Below are 15,768 nucleotides of genomic sequence, written 5' to 3'. Positions count from 1 at the left end.
GACCGAGCCGAGCCGTCCGAGAGGCACGCATGTCGTTAACCCTGACGGAACCCGTGAACCACACGATTCTCCTGCTCGACATCGAGAGTTTCAGCAACCGGGACAACGTCGAACAGGCATTCCTGCGCCGAGGGCTGCACAACGTGGTCGAGGACATCCTCGCCGCAGCGGGCGTCGAGCCGAACCGGCAGTACAGGGAAGATCGCGGGGACGGTCTGATCATCCTGATCAGCGCCGACATCCCGAAGACCGCGCTGTTGCGAGCACTCTTGACTACGGCTCCGGACGCGCTGCGTGACTACAACCGCGTGGCGGCGACCAGCGCGCAGATGCGACTGCGAACCGTCCTGGCATCGGGAGAAGTCGCCCGCGACCCGCGTGAGGGGACGGTCGGCGGGCTCGTCGGCCACGACCTGAACCAGGCGTGCCGGCTGCTGGACGCCGATGTCCTGCGCGAGGCACTCAAGCAGCGGGCCACCGAATGCGTTCTGTGCGTCTCGACACCGGTGTTCGAAGGCGTCGTCCGCCATGGCCACCGCGGACTGCGGCCGGAGGAGTTCCACCGGGTCGACGTGTCGGTGAAGAAGGACACTCTCGAAGCGTGGTTGCACGGGCCCCTGCCGCACGGAGGATCCGCCGCTACGTCCGATGCCGACAGCGGACACGAACCGGTCCGTGGCACAACGGACGCACCCGTCACTCGCACCGGGGCAACCGCGGGAGGCGGGACGAACATCAGCGTGAGCGGAGGCTCATTGACCTTCGGGGGCAGCCAGGTCAGCGGTGATCAGATCGGTGTGAGCGGCGGTCACGTCTCTGGCGACGTCGTCATGGGCAGCGTCCAGCGCAAGGACCGGGACGGTTGCTGATGAGTGAGCAGCCACGTCAGGACAAGTCGAACCAACAGGGTCCGGGAGAGACCGACCCACCGCCCGGCCAGCAAGAGCACGCCGACAACCAGCAGGCCGAGGAGGAGAACGACAGCCCGCAGGATCCGTGGGCAGCTCGCGACGAGTTGCTCCACCACGCGCCGCGCTCCTTCGGAGGCAGTCTGGTCGGCGGCGCCCAGACCGGGGTCAGCGGCGGCCACGTCGCCGGCGACCTCGTCATGGGCACGAAGATCGAGCAACACTTCCGATATGGGATGTCCAGCCACGCGTCCGGCGATATCCCCGCGTCCGAGCTGGAAGAGCGTGCCCTGGTCTTCGCGGGATACGAAGAGCTCGTGCACCCGCTCCTCGGGCAGTTGCGCGAGGAGCGGGTCCTCGTTCTGTCGGGCGCGCCGTTCAGCGGTCGCCACAGTGCCGCCCTGATGCTGCTGCACGCCCTGGGGGCCGTACCCGTGCGCGCCCTCGACCCGAAAACCAAGCCCACCGCGCTCAAGGACGAGGTGACAGGCACGTCGCTGGGCTACCTGGTCACCGACCTGGTGACTAGCAGGGACAGTCCGCTGCGCAACATCGATGTCTGGTCCGTGCGGGACGAGCTGGAGAAGAACAACGCCTACCTCGTCGTGACGGTTGATCTGTACGCCGTCCTGCACGGCGTCAGTGCTGTCGAGTGGCGGCCGCCATCCCCGGAGGCCGTCCTCCGTTCCCATCTTCATGCTCTGGTGGACGACCCGGTGAGGGAAAGGGAGCTTCTCGCTCTGCCTGCCGCTCACGACTTCCTCGCCTACGACAACCACCAACTTCGCGAGGCAGCCGTATTCGCGAAGGCGCTGGCCGGCCACGCGGACAGCGAGGCCAACCAGGAGGAGCTGGCGGCCGTCAGTAGAAGGCTGCTCCGCAAACAGGTCCAGGAATGGTTCAGCGACGATCGGACTCTCCTGCGGGACAAGGCATTTCTGCTCTCCCTCGCAGCGTTCGACGAAGCGGCGTACGCCCTGACTGCGGAGCTGAGCGACAGCCTGTGGGCGGAGTTCCAGCGGACCGAGGACGCCGGATCGAGCCCTCGCGTCGGCATCTTCGGCACGTCGATCACCAAACGGCTGACGCTCGCACGCGCCGAGGAGTACCAGCGAGAAGAGCACACCGAGTGGGGGCCGGTGACGCAGCGCGTGGCCCGATTCCTGGAGCCTCGGACCGCCGGCGAGATCCTCCGCGAGGTGTGGACGGCCCACCCGTCAGCGCGGCCGGCCCTGATCCGCTGGCTAGGACGACTGGCCGAGGACGGACGACCGCTGGTGCGCACAAGGGCGGCGGTCACAGCGGCGGTGCTGGCCGACGCCGACCTTCCCTCAGCCATGGCGCTGCTCATCGAGGGCTGGGCGAAATCGAGACGGTTTCGGACGTGTCTGGTCGCCGCCAACGCCCTGGCGATGGCCCATTCCGTCGCCGCCCCCAACATCCCGAAGATCTTGCGGTCCTGGTGCGATGAAGAGTCCGGATCCCGGCTCCGTTGGACGGCGATTCGTGTCTACGGGCTGGTGGGCGGGAAGATGCCGCAGGTCGCGCTGGAAGCGCTGGTGGAAGCAGTCCGTGAGGGCGACGACGCAGCGCAGACCGCGCATGTCGCCGAGTCCGTCGCGCTGCTGCTGACCGATCCGTCGCTCCCGGTACGCGGTCAGGTCCTCCACGACGTGGTCCAACTACTCCAGGACAAGCCGCCTGTAAGCGAACTGGCTCTGCGCGCCTTCGTCCTGGCGTGCACCCACACCGATGACCGACTGCTCCTGCAGTGGTACGCCGAGGCCACGGCTCGGGCAGGCACCGAGGACGCCCGGCATCTGTCCTACCTGTGGCGGACCGTTCTCAGTGACCTCAGGTACACCGGCGACGCGCTGAATGCCCTAGGCGGGTGGGTCCGCGCGGCCGAGAACGACCCGAACGCCGAACGGCAGTTGGCAGTGCTGCTGCCCGCTCTCGCTCTCACCGCGGAGGACCGCAAGCGCCTACGCCACATGTTGCGGACGCTGCATGGTCGGCGGGGTGAGCAACTCAAAGTGGCCGAGCGGCTGTTGAACGTGCTGTGAGCCGCCACACCAACCGGCCGCCCGGCCATGAGCTGACGAACGCAGAGCAAGGAGTGACTCCCCATGCCGGACTTTCGCCACGAGCCTGACTGGGACCAGGGCGCGCATCGGCACAGTGCCCTTGCCGACCCGGTCGTGACGGTTCGCCAGTTAGCGCGGTTCGACTACCGCAAGAACTACAGCCGGATCGACAACGCTCTGGTCTTCACCACGAACAAGGGAGAGCACGACGTCTACCTTCCGCCGCGTCGTCCCACCCGGCCGGAGTTCGCCACGAGGCGGTACACGGCTGTCTACGAAGTGGACATGGGGGTTCATTCCTGCACCGGCTCGCTCGCACTGCCGAGCGACAACGACGCCTTCGACTTCACAGCCGATCTGGCGATGACCTGGCAGGTCACCCGACCGGACCAGTTCGTGACCAGCCGGGAGCGGGACGTTCCCGCGCTGTTGACCAGGCGCCTGGAGGAGCTGATGCGCGAGATCAGCCGCAGGTTCCCGATCGACCGGAGTGCTGAGGCGGAAGGGGCCGTACGCCAGGCAGTCACCGCTGGCGGGCCGCTCGCCGAGAAGGCCGGGCTGCGTGTGTCGTGGACGATCCGGCTGCGGCAGGACGACGCCGCCATCGCACAACAGCGTGCGCTGCGCGAGATCAGGTACTCCGACGAGCAACTCGGCACCTCACACGATTTGGCGATGCGCGAGGCCGAGCTCCAAGCCGAGCGGGACAGAGCACGGGCAGGGCAGCAGCACGAACTCGCGATGCAGCAGAGCCGCCAGGAGGCGGAGCTGAGAAAGCTCGAAGCGGAGAGGATCGAATACTACGAGTACTACCTCCAGCACCGCGGCGTGGCGTCCTGGGCTCTCCATCTGAGTCGACACCCCGAGGACTCCAAGTTGGTGATGGAGAACCTGCGCGAGGATCAACTGACCTTGATCCGCAGCCAGCGGGACGTCGCTCTGCAAGTGCTCAAGGGCGAAAGCAAACTGGAGGACTACCAAAGTGCGGGCCTGACCGGGCCCGCACTGCGCATCATCGAAGAGTTCCTCGCCCGGGGTCTGCCCGGAGCCGTTCCTGCTCCACTCGCGCCGGGCTCACTGACCTGGCAGCCCGCCGACGGCACCGGGTCGTCGTTCCGGATGCCTTCCGACGCTGCTCCGGCGGACGGGGCGGAGGACGGACAGTGAGCGGACCGGTCGCGGACAATTCGGCCGTGGGCTCCCGCCTTCTCACGGAGTTGCGGGCGGAGACGGCACACGCGGACAGCAAGGCTTCCCTGCTTTTGGGCGCTTTGAGTATGACGGCTGGCCTGCTCGGAGGCCTGCTCGCGACCCGCCGATGGGCAGTTTCGCAGCTCTCCGCCACCGGAACCGTGCTGTGGTGGGCGGCTGTGACGGCCCTGGCCGGATCATTGCTGTCCTTGCTCCTCGCCGTGCGGCCCCGTTACAGCAGGAGCCCCTGGGGGCCGGGACGCCCCCTGACGTACTTCGACGACATCCGTCGCGCTGCAAGACAGGGTCTGCTGGCCGAAGCGCTCGACCAGACGAGAACCGACCCGGACGCCGGACTGCTCAGTGCACTCACCGAGAACAGCCGCATCGTGGACTGCAAGCACCGCTGGATACGCGCGGGCCTGGCCTTCTACTTCGCGGGAGCGGTGCTGTTGCCGATCGCGCTTGCCCTGCACTGATCGTCGCCGATCCAATCGCCGTGCCTTGAGGCACGACTGAACGCTCACCCAGGAAGACACTTCGCCGTGACTATCCCACCCGATCCCATCAATTCCGGCAGCGCCCTCTCCTCTGACATCCCCGAGCACCCGACCACAATGGCGTGTCCCCCACCGGCGTACCCGCGCGCTGCGGTTCCCCTACAGCGCTCGAGCGACGCCGGGGAGGCACTGCAGCCAGGTCCGCCACCGCCGTATCCAGTCGCGCCACGGCCGAGCCCGGAACGAACCGCGGCTCCCCGCCCCCCTACCGGGCCGGCGGACTTATGGTGTGGCACCGGCGCACACCCCGAAACCGGACCTGGCACCAACGCAGATCAGCCGCGCGAAATGGGCTTCGGCCGCCGCGGACGGGTGCACCTTTCGGATCGGCAGCGGGGCCTCGATGCCACGGCGGTGGGTCAACTGATCCTGCACTTACCGCCGTTCGGCGCGAGCTTCTTGATCGTGGTAACAGCCTCCTACGCGGTGCTCCCGAACGCGGGATGGGTGGTCGTGCTCCTCTGGCTCACCTCGGGCGTGCTGGCGTTCCATCGGCCGACCGAAAGCGTCCTCGCCCGGCACCTGCTGAACCTCCGTTATCCAACACCACGGGAACGTGAGCGGTTGGAGCCGATCTGGCGGGAAGTAACCGCACGGGCGGGCGTCGAGGGCCGGGCCTACGAGCTATGGATCGAAGAAAGTGACGACCTCAATGCGCTTGCCGCGGCCGGCCACATCGTGAGCGTCACTCGGTTCTCGCTCAACAATCTATCCAGTGGTCACCTTGGCGCCGTTCTCGCTCACGAACTGGCGCACCACGTCGGGGGCCACGCCTGGTCCTCACTCCTGGGCGAGTGGTACGCAGTGCCCGGACGGCTCGCGTGGGCCGCCGTCCGCAAGCTGGCCCGGCTCGGTATCACACTCGTCCGGCGTCTCAACGGCTGTCTGGGGGTGGCTCTTCTCGTGGCGGCGGTCACCACCGTGGTGGCCTTCGCCCTGGCCTACTGGTTCGTCATTCTGGCTCTGGTCGTAGCGCCGTATCTTCTGGCCGCCGTGGCCCGCCGGGCAGAGCTGCGTGCTGACCAGCATGCCGCGGCTCTCGGTTTCGGGCCGATGCTCGCCGAGGTGCTCCAGACGATGCATACGCAGGGGTCAGGAGCCGATGTCCCTATGACGGCATCCTTTGCTGCGCGCGGCAACACCGGTGCCTTTGGTTCGGTCACCCGAGCGCATCGAAACCGCCCGGGCCTGCTGGGCAAGCTCCTGGCCTCTCACCCTGACTATCACACTCGCCTGCACCGTCTGGCGCCGTACGTAGGCTCACATCGCTGAACCAACGCGGAACTATGTGTGACCTTCTCGGCTGCTCACAAGCCATGACGGGCCGCCAGTCGAGCTGGCGGGCCGTCATGAAATGCCGAGGCGGAGAACCGGCACGGGCACGGTTCTCTGCGGCGGCATCAGTACACGGTGCTGAACCACCTCTGGTGGTCGTTGTACAAAGAACTGCAGGCACTGTTGCGCAGGCCCCAGGTCGGACTGTCATCCAGACAGACTCCCAGTTGTACGCTCACGATTTGGAAGCCGGGAAAATCGGTCTGGTTGATCTCGTGGTAGTAGTAGAACTGCTGGTGGGGGTTGTTGTCGTCCGTGCAGTTGATCGCACGCAGGCCGTAACTTTCGCTGTCGTCCAGGCAGTTGTGCGTGTGGAAGTTCTGGATCATTGTGCCGGCCACTCCGAACGGCGTGACCACAGGGTCGGCCGCGTGGGCCGTGCCGCTGGCCGCGACGCTGATGCAACCCAGTGCGAGAACCGCTGCAGCGGCTCGTATCGCTCGGCCCGCAAAGAACTTTTTTCACGCCGGTTTCCCTCCCCTGGATGCACCCTGCACCCTTGCTCAGAGCATTCCCGAAAGGCCGGGCGGGCGAGCCGCGGCCCGCTTGTTCGTGTCGCAACCGGTACTCAGCAGACAACTTAGGCACCTTGAACAAAGGCTGGGTTCGAGCTGTTCAGGAGGAGCAGTCACAAAGTGGAGACAACCGAAGGAAGTGGACGTCGTCTTCCTACGTCCTCCCGTCACACCGGGTATTCAACTGCTTCACATGGCCACCGAAACGCGAGTCGTCTGTCTCGCCACTCACGACCCCCTCGCCGCCAGACCGTCGGTTTCGCTCGCCGACCTCACCAACCACCCCGTGGTGGACATTCCGCTGGGAACCCCGCAAGCCTGGTGGAACTACTGGGTCTCCGATCCTCGACTTGACGGCTCGCCGGTGCGATACGGCCCCATTGCCACTGATTTGGAAGCACTGCTGCACATCGTGGCGACAGGTGCTGCTATGGCTTTCCTTCCGTCGGCATTCCGCACCTTTTTCCCCGTCCCGGTGTGGCGTACATAGACCTTGTGGGCGTAACCCCCTGCACCTCCGCACTGGCCTGGTCTGCGGCGGACCGCGAACGTCCAGTGATTGCCGCCATTCGCCAGGCAGCCGGGGCCGTACTCGCGGCCGGTTGCAACGGCACGAGTGACCAATCGACCGGCGCCACCCCGGTTCGATGATCCCCGGCTGAACCGCGAGGAGCAGCGCGGGCTGAGGCGGAGCAGCCCGTGGCGGCGGGTCAGGCGGAGACGGGGTAGAGGAACCAGCGGGACTCGTCGTTGGCGCCGCAGGTGGCGATCATGAGGCGGCGGTCGGAGCCGCCGGGGCTGACGTTGCCGGGGCGGATGCAGAGGTTGCCGCTGATGAAGCTGCGGATGTGGACGGCGCTGTTGCCGACGGGTTCGAGCCACCAGAGCTGGTTGTCGGCGAGGGTGCCGTCGCAGTTGGCCTCGTTGAGGGTGGTGCCGGCGGGCTGGGGGCCGCGGTTGGGCATGTCGAGGCAGAGATCGTCCTTGGCGTTGACGAAGAGGACGAGGTCGGTGCCGCCGGGGCCCTTGCCGACGGGCTGGACGCGCATGTTCCAGATCTGGTTGTCGTTGCTGGTGCCGTCGCACTTGTGGGTGTTGACGGACCCGCCGACCTTGCCCGCGCCGAAGTAGGGGATGTCGGCGCACAGCGCCGTCGCGGCGTTCAGGAGCAGCGCGGTGGAGGGGTAGACGGCGATGGTCGGCGTGGGAGTGGCGGTCGCCTTCTTGGACCGCTTCGGCGAAGGCGTCGGCGAGTGGGTGGTGTGGACCGGCGCCTTGGGCGTGGCGGAGTGCGACGGCTTCGGCGTCGGCTTCTTCGCGGTCGGGCTGACGGAGCCGGTGGGGAGGTGGGCGAGCCGGTCGGCCGCCTTGGTCTGCGCGGCCGTGAGCTCCTTCGCGTCCTGGTCGGCCTGGTGGCCGCGCCAGGCGCCGATCCCCATGGTGGCGCCCGCGGCGAGCGCCAGTACGGCCGTGGCGCCCGCGACCCTGGAGCCCAGCCGGGAACGCTCCCCCGGCTGGCGGGCACTGCTCGTGAGCACCTCGACGAACCGTGCCCGCCGCCGCCGCTTCGCCTCGTCCTGATCGGTGTCGCTCAACGCCCGTTCCCCACTCGCCAAAAGTCCAACAAAGAGATGCCCATCGCTCAGACGCACATGAAGGCCCTCAGGTCACACCCGGCCAGTCAAGCACCAGGACCGAGGCCAACGGCCGCCCCCGAAACCGGATGGGCACGGAATGGGCACGACATGAGCAGAAGGACCGGCGGGACGGCGCCGCCCGGCCCGGTGCGGCGTCCACCGGCCGCGTGCCGTGCGCGGCGGTGCCCGTACCGCTTGGTGACCGGAGTCCCCACTCCCCTTGCGCACCACGAATATCACACGGCGCGTGCACCCCGCTACGGCGGTTCCTCTCGCGGATCCGGTGCCGGTGCGGGCACCGGATCCGCCGAGGTGTCCGGGGCGATCGGCGCTCTCGCCCTCACCGCCTCGTGGCCGGGCGCGGTTCGGAGCCGAAGAAGACCTCGGGCGCCGGTTCCCCGCCGGAGGCGGCCCGGTGCCGCGGGCCACTAGCCGTACCGAAGCCGAGTCGCAGCGGCGCGGACGGGGACGAGGACGGGACGGTGGCCGCCACGTGCCGGTCGGGCGCAGAGGGCACCGGAGCCGGGGCAGGGGCCGGGGCCTGGTCCGAGGCCAACTCCGGTGCCGACAGCGGCGATACGGGCGGTACGGGCCGCTGCTCCGGTACGGCGCCGACGGGCTCGGTCGCCGCCCACCGCGCGGTGTACGGAGCGGGGTCCGCCTGCTGGAAGAGCAGGACGGGGCGGCCGTCGTCCGGTCCTGCCGTCCAGGGGGTTCCGTCCGGCGTCAGTACGGTGACCCGGAGCCCGAGCACGGGTGCGGCCACCGCGAGCACGAGCCAGTCCGCGTCATCGGAACCGGTCCCCGTACGTACGGCTTCGACGGCCGCTTCCTCGGAGCCGACGAGCGGCGCCGTCCGTCCGGGGGCGGTCAGGCCCGTGAGCGGCGGCCACAACCGCCGCTCCCCCGGCGGCCGTTGCGCGTCGGTCACGAGCGCGTCGGCCAGGGTGTCCCGCAACTCCTGCGACCCGGCGGGCCGTCCGTGCCCCACGAGCCGTCCGCTCTCCACCGGCGCGACGGCGGTCAACGCGTGTGTCACCGCGTCCCCTTGGTCGAGGATGTACAGCGGCGCCAGCCCGCGCTCGGCCAGCCGGTCCTCCTGCGAGCGTGCGGGGGACGGGAGTTCGGGGGCGTCGTGCGACGGACGTACGGCCACGGGCATCGCCGGTACCGCCGGTACCACGGCTTCGACCGGTACCGGACGGGACACGGGCGCCTGTTCCGTGACAGGAGCCTCGTACGTGACAGGGACCTCGCCCGCCGCCGGGGCCTGATCCGTAGCAGGCTCCTTGCCCTTCCCCGGCGGAACGTCCGCGCCCGCCCGCACGCGCGGCGCCGCGAAAGAGGTGCCGGTACGAGGCGTCACGGGAACGTGGACCGCCTCGTCCCCCGGCAGGGCCGGCACCATGTGCAGGCCGTCGCCGGAGAGCACCGGCACGTACGCGGTCGCGGACGGATCGAACTCGTCCCATACCTCGGCGACCTGCTCGATGTTCCCGACCTCGCCGATCCAGCCGCTGTCCCCGTACATGATCATGCCGGTCGGGGTGTGGATGAAGTCGTCACCGAAACTGACCCAGCCACCCGGAGACAGGACAGTCCCGTCCGGCAGCCTGATCCAGCCGCCCGGATCGACCTCGTACCCCAACGGCCGTGACGACGACGGCGTGTCGGCCGGAGGCAGCGGCAGGTCGAACACCGCGAACTCACCAGGTCGACCGGTCGTACGCGGACCCGCCGCAGGAGCGGGAACCCGCACCAGACCCGTATCGGAGCGCGGCTCCATCAGCGTGACCACCCGCCCGATGCCCCACTGCTCCCGGATCGGATCGATCCCCACGTCCGGCGAACCGCCCCGCGCTCCCCACCGGTTGCCCGGCAGATCCCACGAGCCGCTCGGCCGCCCCGCCGAACTTCCCGGCCGACCCGACGACCCGCTCGGTCGGCTCGACGACCCACTCGGTCGACCCGACGACCCGCCCGGACGGTCCCAAGACCCGCTGGGCCGACTCGAAGACCCGCTGGGCTGGCCCGACATACCGCTCGGCTGCCGTGACAGTCCGCTCGGCCGCCCCGAGGACACGCTGGACCGCCGCGACAGCCCGCCCGGCTGACTCAAGGACACGCTCGGCCGCCGCGACGAACTTCCCGGGCGGCCGGACGACCCTCCCGGCCGACCTGACGAACCGCCAATCGGCCGGTTCGAGCCCGGAATTCGAGGGTGCCGGTGCGCGAAGTAGACGTCCCAAGCGTGCCCGGGCGGATACATGTTCCGGACGGGCGACGGCATCGCGAGGTCCTGGTACATGTTGTACAAGCCCTCGTACTGACTGGCCGCGACAGGCGTGCCGGTGAAGTCCATGATGTTGAGGATCGCGCCCGTGTCGATCTGGCTGAGACCGACGTTCAGGTAGTCCACCCCGTCGTGCGGGAGCGGAACGGCCCTCGGGGTGATCGACGGCGCGTTGCGCGGACCGACCAGGAACGGGAAGGGGAACGCGGGGTCTCCGGCGAAGATCGGAGTCGCGTTCACCTCCCACGGGTCGAGCAGGACGATGTTGCGAGGCCGCTCGGGATAGCCGACCGCGATGAACACGTGGTCGGTGTACGGCGCGATGGCGTGCAACGGGTGTTCGCCCGGGTGGAGGTTGAGCGGCACGTGCCAGATCCGCATCCCCGGGGGCAGCTGCCTCCGGTTCAGGAGGACGTAGGTCAGGGCCGCGTGCTCACCGCAGTTGCCGGTGTTGACCAGCGACGCCTGGGCCGCGCTCTGCCCCAACGACTCCTGGATATTGCGGGGTTGAACGCGGGGCACCTGACGGGCCAGGTGGTTGCGCACCAGGAGCGCCCCGCCCGTCGCCGCGACCGAGGACGCCTGATTCGACTGGCCTCCGTGCAGGATCTCGCGTACCCCGGCGAAGATCTCATGGCCGAGGTCCATCAGCCACAGCTCGTTCTGCAAAGGCTCCGACGGGAGCATGTCGGGCGGAAGGGGATCGCCCATCCCCACCCGCCGCCCGCCGCGACTCGCCGCCTCGGCCGCGTCCCGTTGCGCGTAGTAGTTGGTGTGCCACTGCACGGACTGACGGTTGAGCCGGTCGATGGCGAACCACTGCTCGGGCGCCATGCCGGGCGGCGGAGCCGTCGCGGTCGGTACGTAGAAGGGGGCGGGCTGCCAGCTCGGCAGGCGGGGTGAGGGCGGCGCGTCCGCCATCTCCACGTCCTCCGGCTCGAAGGAGCGCGCAGGCGGCCGACTGGGCCCCGCGGACGGCGGATACGGCTGCCTGCTCGACCCGGCGGACGGCGGATACGGCTGCCGACTCGATCCGGCGGTGGGCGGGTACGGCTGTCGGCTCGATCCCGACGACGGCGGATACTGCTGCCTGCTCGATCCCGACGAGGGGTACTGCTGCCTGCTCGGCTCGGCGAAGGAGGACTCCCTGCTCGGTCGGCGGGTGAACCCGGAGGAGGGGTAGGACAACACGCCCGTCCGCCGGACCGACCCGGAGGAGGGATAGGACCGGCGGCTCGACCGGCGACCGGAAGACGACACCGGCGGCCGGCTCTCCTCCCTCGGATCGGTGTAGACGGTGGTCCTGGAATACCCTCCCGAACCCGAGTACGACGATGACCCGCCCGGGAGCGACATCGGACGACCGGTCACGATCATCTGCGCGATGGCCTGGCCACGCGGCCGCAGCGGCATACGCTGCCGCCAGTCGGGCAACTGCGCGTGCAGCTCCGGCACATCGGCCACCGTCACCGGCGGATGCGTCGCGTCCAGCCGGTGCAGTTCCGTGTTGATGTCCTGGGCCAGGACCACCTGATCGAATTCACTCAGGTCGGAACCGTGGCCGGACGTCCCCTGCGCGGGAGGCGACGGCACGGCGGACGGCGTCGGCGCCATCGGCCGGACGACGGGCGCCCAGGCCGCCGCGGGCGTCTCGTCCCAGCCGGAAGTCCCCTCCGTCGCGGGCTCCTTGCCCTTGGCGGACGGACCCGGTGAACCGGATGTGCCCGCCGTGCCCGCCGTGCCCGCCGTGCCCGATGTGCCGGTCGGCACGGGGCCACGGGGCCGCGGCGTCCCGGAGCCGGGGTGCGAGATCGGGGCCGCCGCCTGCGTCTCCGAGTCGGTACGGGGCCGCAGCGGGATGTGCACGGCCTGGTCGCCGGGGTGTACCGGCACCATGTGCAGGCCGTCGCCGGAGGGCACCGGCAGGTGTGGGGCCGCCGACGGGTCGAAGTGGTGCCAGGTCTCGGCGATCTGCTCGATGTTGCCGACCTCGCCGATCCAGCCGCTGTCACCGTGCATGATCGCGCCCGTGGGGGTGTGGATGAAGTCGTCCCCGAAGCTGACCCAGCCGCCGGGCGACAGCACGCTGCCGTCCGGCAGCCTGATCCAGCCGCCCGGATCGACCTCGTACCCCAACGGCCGTGACGACGACGGCGTGTCGGCCGGAGGCAGCGGCAGGTCGAACACCGCGAACTCACCAGGTCGACCGGTCGTACGCGGACCGGTCTCCGGGGCAGGACCGCGCACCAGCCCCGTGTCGGAGCGCGGCTCCATCAGCGTGACCACCCGCCCGATGCCCCACTGCTCCCGGATCGGATCGATCCCCGTGTCCGGCGAACCGCCCACCGTACGGGCCGGGCCGCCCGGCTGGTCCCACGGCATGCTCGGCCGACGCGACGAGCCGCTCGGCCGCCGTGAAGAACCGCTGGGCTGACCCGAAGAGCCGCCAGGCTGGCGCGATGAGCCGCTGGGCCGACGCGAAGAACCGCTGGGCTGACGCGACATGCCGCTCGGCTGCCTCGACGGCCCGGCCGGCCGACCCGAAGAGCTGCTCGGCCGACTCGACGAACCGCTCGGCCGGATCAGGCCGGACGGCTGACCCGACGGACCACCCGGCCGGATCAGCCCCGACGGCTGACCCGACGGACCACCCGGCCGGATCAGCCCCGACGGCTGACCCGACGGACCACCCGGACGGATCAGACCCGACGGCTGACCCGACGAACCGCCCGGCCGGATCAAGCCGGGCTGCTGGGGGTGCCGGTGCGCGAAATAGGCGTCCCACGCGGGGCCGGCCGGGTACATGTTCCGGACGGGCGCCGGCATGGCGAAGTCCTGATACATGTTGTACACCCCCTGGTACTGGCTGGCGGGGAGAGGCGTACCGGTGAAATCCATGATGTCGTGGACTTCGTGCCCGATCTGACGATGGCCGATGGCCAGGTAGTCGATTCCGTCATTCGGCAGGAGAACGGCCCGCGGGTTGATCGACGGCGCATTGCGCGGACCGACCAGGAACGGGAAGCGGAAAGCGGGATCCCCGGCGAAGATCGGAGTCGCGTTCACCTCCCACGGGTCGAGCATGACGATGTTACGGGGCCGCTCGGGATAACCGACCGCGATGAACACATGGTCGGTGTACGGGGCGACGGGGTTGTCGCCGCGTTCACCCCGGTGCAGATTCAGAGGCACGTACCAGATACGCATGCCCTCGGGCAGCCTGTGCCGGTTCACGAGCGTGTAGGTCAAGGCCGCGTGCTCACCGCAGTTGCCCGTGCCGGTGATGGATGCCGTGGCCGCGCTCTGCCCCAGTTGTTCCATGGTATTTCTGGGCTGCTCCCGGGGAGCGACCTGCCGGGCCAGGGAAAGGCGAATCTGGAGCGCCCCGCCCGTCGCCGCGACCGAGGACGCCTGATTCGACTGGCCCCCGTGGAGAATGCGGCGTACGTCGGCGAAGACCTCATGACCGAAGTTCAACAACTCGATCTCGCGCGGCAGCGGCTCGAACGGCAATGTGTCGTGCGGAGAGACCGGAATTCCCTGATTTCGCAGGTTCTGGCGGATCGCCTCCTCTTGAAGGCCCATTCGCCGGTAGTAGTCGGTGTGCCATCGCTCGGAGATCCGCTGGGCCTCCAGGATGTCGTGCCAATGCCTGTCGGAGATGCCGTGGGGCCGGACCGTCGCGGTCGGCGCGTAGAAGGGGGCGTGCTCCGGGGGCGGCGCGTCCATCATCTCCACGTCCCCGATGTCAGAGACGGGGGTGCGCGGTCGGCTCGAACTCGGCGGCGGGTACGGCTGTCGGCTCGATCCCGACGGCGGCGGGGCGTACGACTGCCCGCGCGACCCGGAGCTGCTGGGCTGCCTCCTCGGCGCGGGGGCGGGCGGCGCAATCGGTCGGCGGCCGAGCCCGGAGGAGGGGTAGGACAGCAGGCCAGGCCGCTGGACCGACCCGGGGGAAGGATAGGACCGCCGGCTCGACCGGCGCCCGGAGGACGAGACCGGCGGCCTGCTCTGCTCCCTCGGGTCGGTGAAGACGGACGTCCTGGAATATCCTCCCGAACCCGAATGCGAGGACCCGCCGGGGAGCGACAGCGGCTTGCCCGTCACCATCGTCTGCGCGATCGCCTCACCGCGTGGCCGCAACGGCATGCGCTGCCGCCAGTGGGGCAGTTGGGCGTGCAGCTCGTCCACGTCCCCGGGGCGGACCGGAGGGCGGCGTGGATCGAGCCGGTGCAATTCGCGGTTGATCTCGTGCGCCAGGATCACCTTGTCGAATTCGCTCAGACCGGGACCGTGGCCCGACCCCTCCTGCTCGTGCGGCTGTTCGCCCGGCGGCACGTGCTCCGAGGGGGGTGCCTCCTCCGACGCGGGCTCCTTGCCTTTGCCCCCGTCCGTGGCAGGCTCCTTGCCCTTGCCCTCGTCCGTCGCGGGCTCCTTGCCCTTGCCCTTGTCCGACGAGGCGGGGGCCGGCTCGGTGGTGGTCTCCGACGTCGACTTGCCGTTCTGGGGCTGCTTGCCCTCCTTGCCGGAGGGAGCGGGCGACTTGGGCTCGGGGGCCGCGGTGGTCGGCGGGGCCTCCTTCGTGTGCGGTGCGGCGGCCGGGGGTTCCTTGCCGACCGGCGGTACGGTCTGGCCGCCGTCGGGCCGACTGCCGTTCCCGGAACCGGAGTCCTTCCCGGAACCGGGCTCGTGCGGCGGCGGCGCGGTCTCGATCTGCGTGTGGCTGCTGTTGCCCTGGTTGGACCGCAGATTGCCGGGGCCGTCGCCCGAACTCCCGTTGCCGGAGTTCGACCGCCCGCCCGGTACGTCGTCGAGCGTCGCAGGACCGTCGTAACCGGGACCCTTGCGCGTTGGCTGCTTCGGCGCGGGCGGCAGCTTCGGTCCGGCCCCGTGCGAGCCGTCGCCCCGGTTGCCTGAACCGGGCGGCTTCCACAGGCCGTTCGGGTCCGGGATGCCGCCGCCCAGGCGGTGTCCCGGATTCTCCATCGGATCGGAGCTGACGGGCTTGGACGACGTTCCGGATGACGTCCCGGACGATCCGCCCCGACCCGGCTCCTTCCAGCCCGAATCCGGCGCGGGCTTCGCGCCGACCAAGGTCCGGCCGGGATTCGCCATCGGGTCGGAGTGCGACTCCGGCCCGCCGGAACCCTGCGGCTTCGACTCCGGCGCAGGGAACGGATTCTCACCCGGACCACCCAACCGACGCCCCGGATTGTCCATCGGATTCGGACTCAACGGCACC

The 15,768-nt window shown here is 69.5% G+C and carries 10 protein-coding genes; 7 read left to right on the top strand and 3 right to left on the bottom strand.

The genetic code is table 11. The annotated features are described in order from the left end of the window. Positions 1–29 precede the first annotated feature (29 nt). The 5 genes from ACZ37P_RS27135 to ACZ37P_RS27115 all read left to right on the top strand — a co-directional run bounded on the left by ACZ37P_RS27135 (position 30) and on the right by ACZ37P_RS27115 (position 6,018). A complete protein-coding gene (locus ACZ37P_RS27135; protein ID WP_467349049.1) occupies positions 30–869 on the top strand; it encodes a hypothetical protein in 840 nt (279 codons plus the stop codon). Beyond that, positions 869–2,974 carry a hypothetical protein gene (locus tag ACZ37P_RS27130; RefSeq protein WP_467349048.1) on the top strand — a complete coding sequence of 702 codons (2,106 nt, stop codon included), beginning with the start codon at positions 869–871 and terminating at the stop codon, positions 2,972–2,974. The genes ACZ37P_RS27135 and ACZ37P_RS27130 overlap by 1 nt, the downstream gene beginning before the upstream one ends. 63 nt (positions 2,975–3,037) lie before the next feature. Then, on the top strand, positions 3,038–4,162 hold the full coding sequence (locus ACZ37P_RS27125; RefSeq protein ID WP_467349046.1) for a PE-PGRS family protein: 1,125 nt from the start codon (positions 3,038–3,040) through the stop codon (positions 4,160–4,162). After that, positions 4,159–4,665 carry a Pycsar system effector family protein gene (locus tag ACZ37P_RS27120; RefSeq protein WP_467349044.1) on the top strand — a complete coding sequence of 169 codons (507 nt, stop codon included), beginning with the start codon at positions 4,159–4,161 and terminating at the stop codon, positions 4,663–4,665. The genes ACZ37P_RS27125 and ACZ37P_RS27120 overlap by 4 nt, the downstream gene beginning before the upstream one ends. A gap of 435 nt (positions 4,666–5,100) precedes the next feature. Continuing rightward, complete coding sequence (locus ACZ37P_RS27115; protein ID WP_467349042.1) at positions 5,101–6,018, top strand: M48 family metalloprotease; 918 nt, start codon at positions 5,101–5,103, stop codon at positions 6,016–6,018. A gap of 128 nt (positions 6,019–6,146) precedes the next feature. On the opposite strand, the gene ACZ37P_RS27110 is transcribed toward ACZ37P_RS27115, so the two are convergent. After that, positions 6,147–6,410 (bottom strand): hypothetical protein, encoded by a 264-nt coding sequence (locus ACZ37P_RS27110; RefSeq protein ID WP_467349040.1) that lies wholly within the window; start codon positions 6,408–6,410, stop codon positions 6,147–6,149. Positions 6,411–6,480: 70 nt separating this feature from the next. On the opposite strand from ACZ37P_RS27110, the gene ACZ37P_RS27105 reads away from it, so the two are divergent. Then, positions 6,481–7,086, top strand: a complete 606-nt coding sequence (locus ACZ37P_RS27105; RefSeq protein ID WP_467349090.1) for a LysR family transcriptional regulator — start codon at positions 6,481–6,483, stop codon at positions 7,084–7,086. Between the two features lie 220 nt (positions 7,087–7,306). Here the strand turns inward: ACZ37P_RS27105 and ACZ37P_RS27100 are convergent, their stop codons facing one another. Beyond that, entirely contained in the window at positions 7,307–8,191 is an 885-nt protein-coding gene (locus tag ACZ37P_RS27100; protein WP_467349039.1) for an RICIN domain-containing protein, read from the bottom strand. 382 nt (positions 8,192–8,573) lie between these two features. Next, positions 8,574–15,512: a hypothetical protein gene (locus ACZ37P_RS27095; protein ID WP_467349037.1), complete on the bottom strand. Its 6,939-nt coding sequence runs from the start codon at positions 15,510–15,512 to the stop codon at positions 8,574–8,576. Positions 15,513–15,531: 19 nt separating this feature from the next. Between ACZ37P_RS27095 and ACZ37P_RS27090 the strand changes: the two genes are divergently transcribed. Next, the coding region (locus ACZ37P_RS27090) for a hypothetical protein (RefSeq protein ID WP_467349035.1) at positions 15,532–15,768 on the top strand (237 nt) is incomplete at its 3' end.

The organism is Streptomyces sp. NPDC024632, assembly GCF_055559175.1.
Note: the sequence above shows the minus strand (reverse complement) of the source record. Positions and strands in the feature narration are given on the sequence as shown.

Bases quoted from the DNA above. Each gene is read 5' to 3' on its own strand.
- ACZ37P_RS27125 (WP_467349046.1), top strand. From the start codon at position 3,038: ATGCCGGACTTTCGCCACGAGCCTGACTGGGACCAGGGCGCGCATCGG.
- ACZ37P_RS27105 (WP_467349090.1), top strand. From the start codon at position 6,481: ATGCAACCCAGTGCGAGAACCGCTGCAGCGGCTCGTATCGCTCGGCCC.
- ACZ37P_RS27095 (WP_467349037.1), bottom strand. From the start codon at position 15,512: ATGGAGAATCCGGGACACCGCCTGGGCGGCGGCATCCCGGACCCGAAC.
- ACZ37P_RS27135 (WP_467349049.1), top strand. From the start codon at position 30: ATGTCGTTAACCCTGACGGAACCCGTGAACCACACGATTCTCCTGCTC.
- ACZ37P_RS27110 (WP_467349040.1), bottom strand. From the start codon at position 6,410: ATGATCCAGAACTTCCACACGCACAACTGCCTGGACGACAGCGAAAGT.
- ACZ37P_RS27130 (WP_467349048.1), top strand. From the start codon at position 869: ATGAGTGAGCAGCCACGTCAGGACAAGTCGAACCAACAGGGTCCGGGA.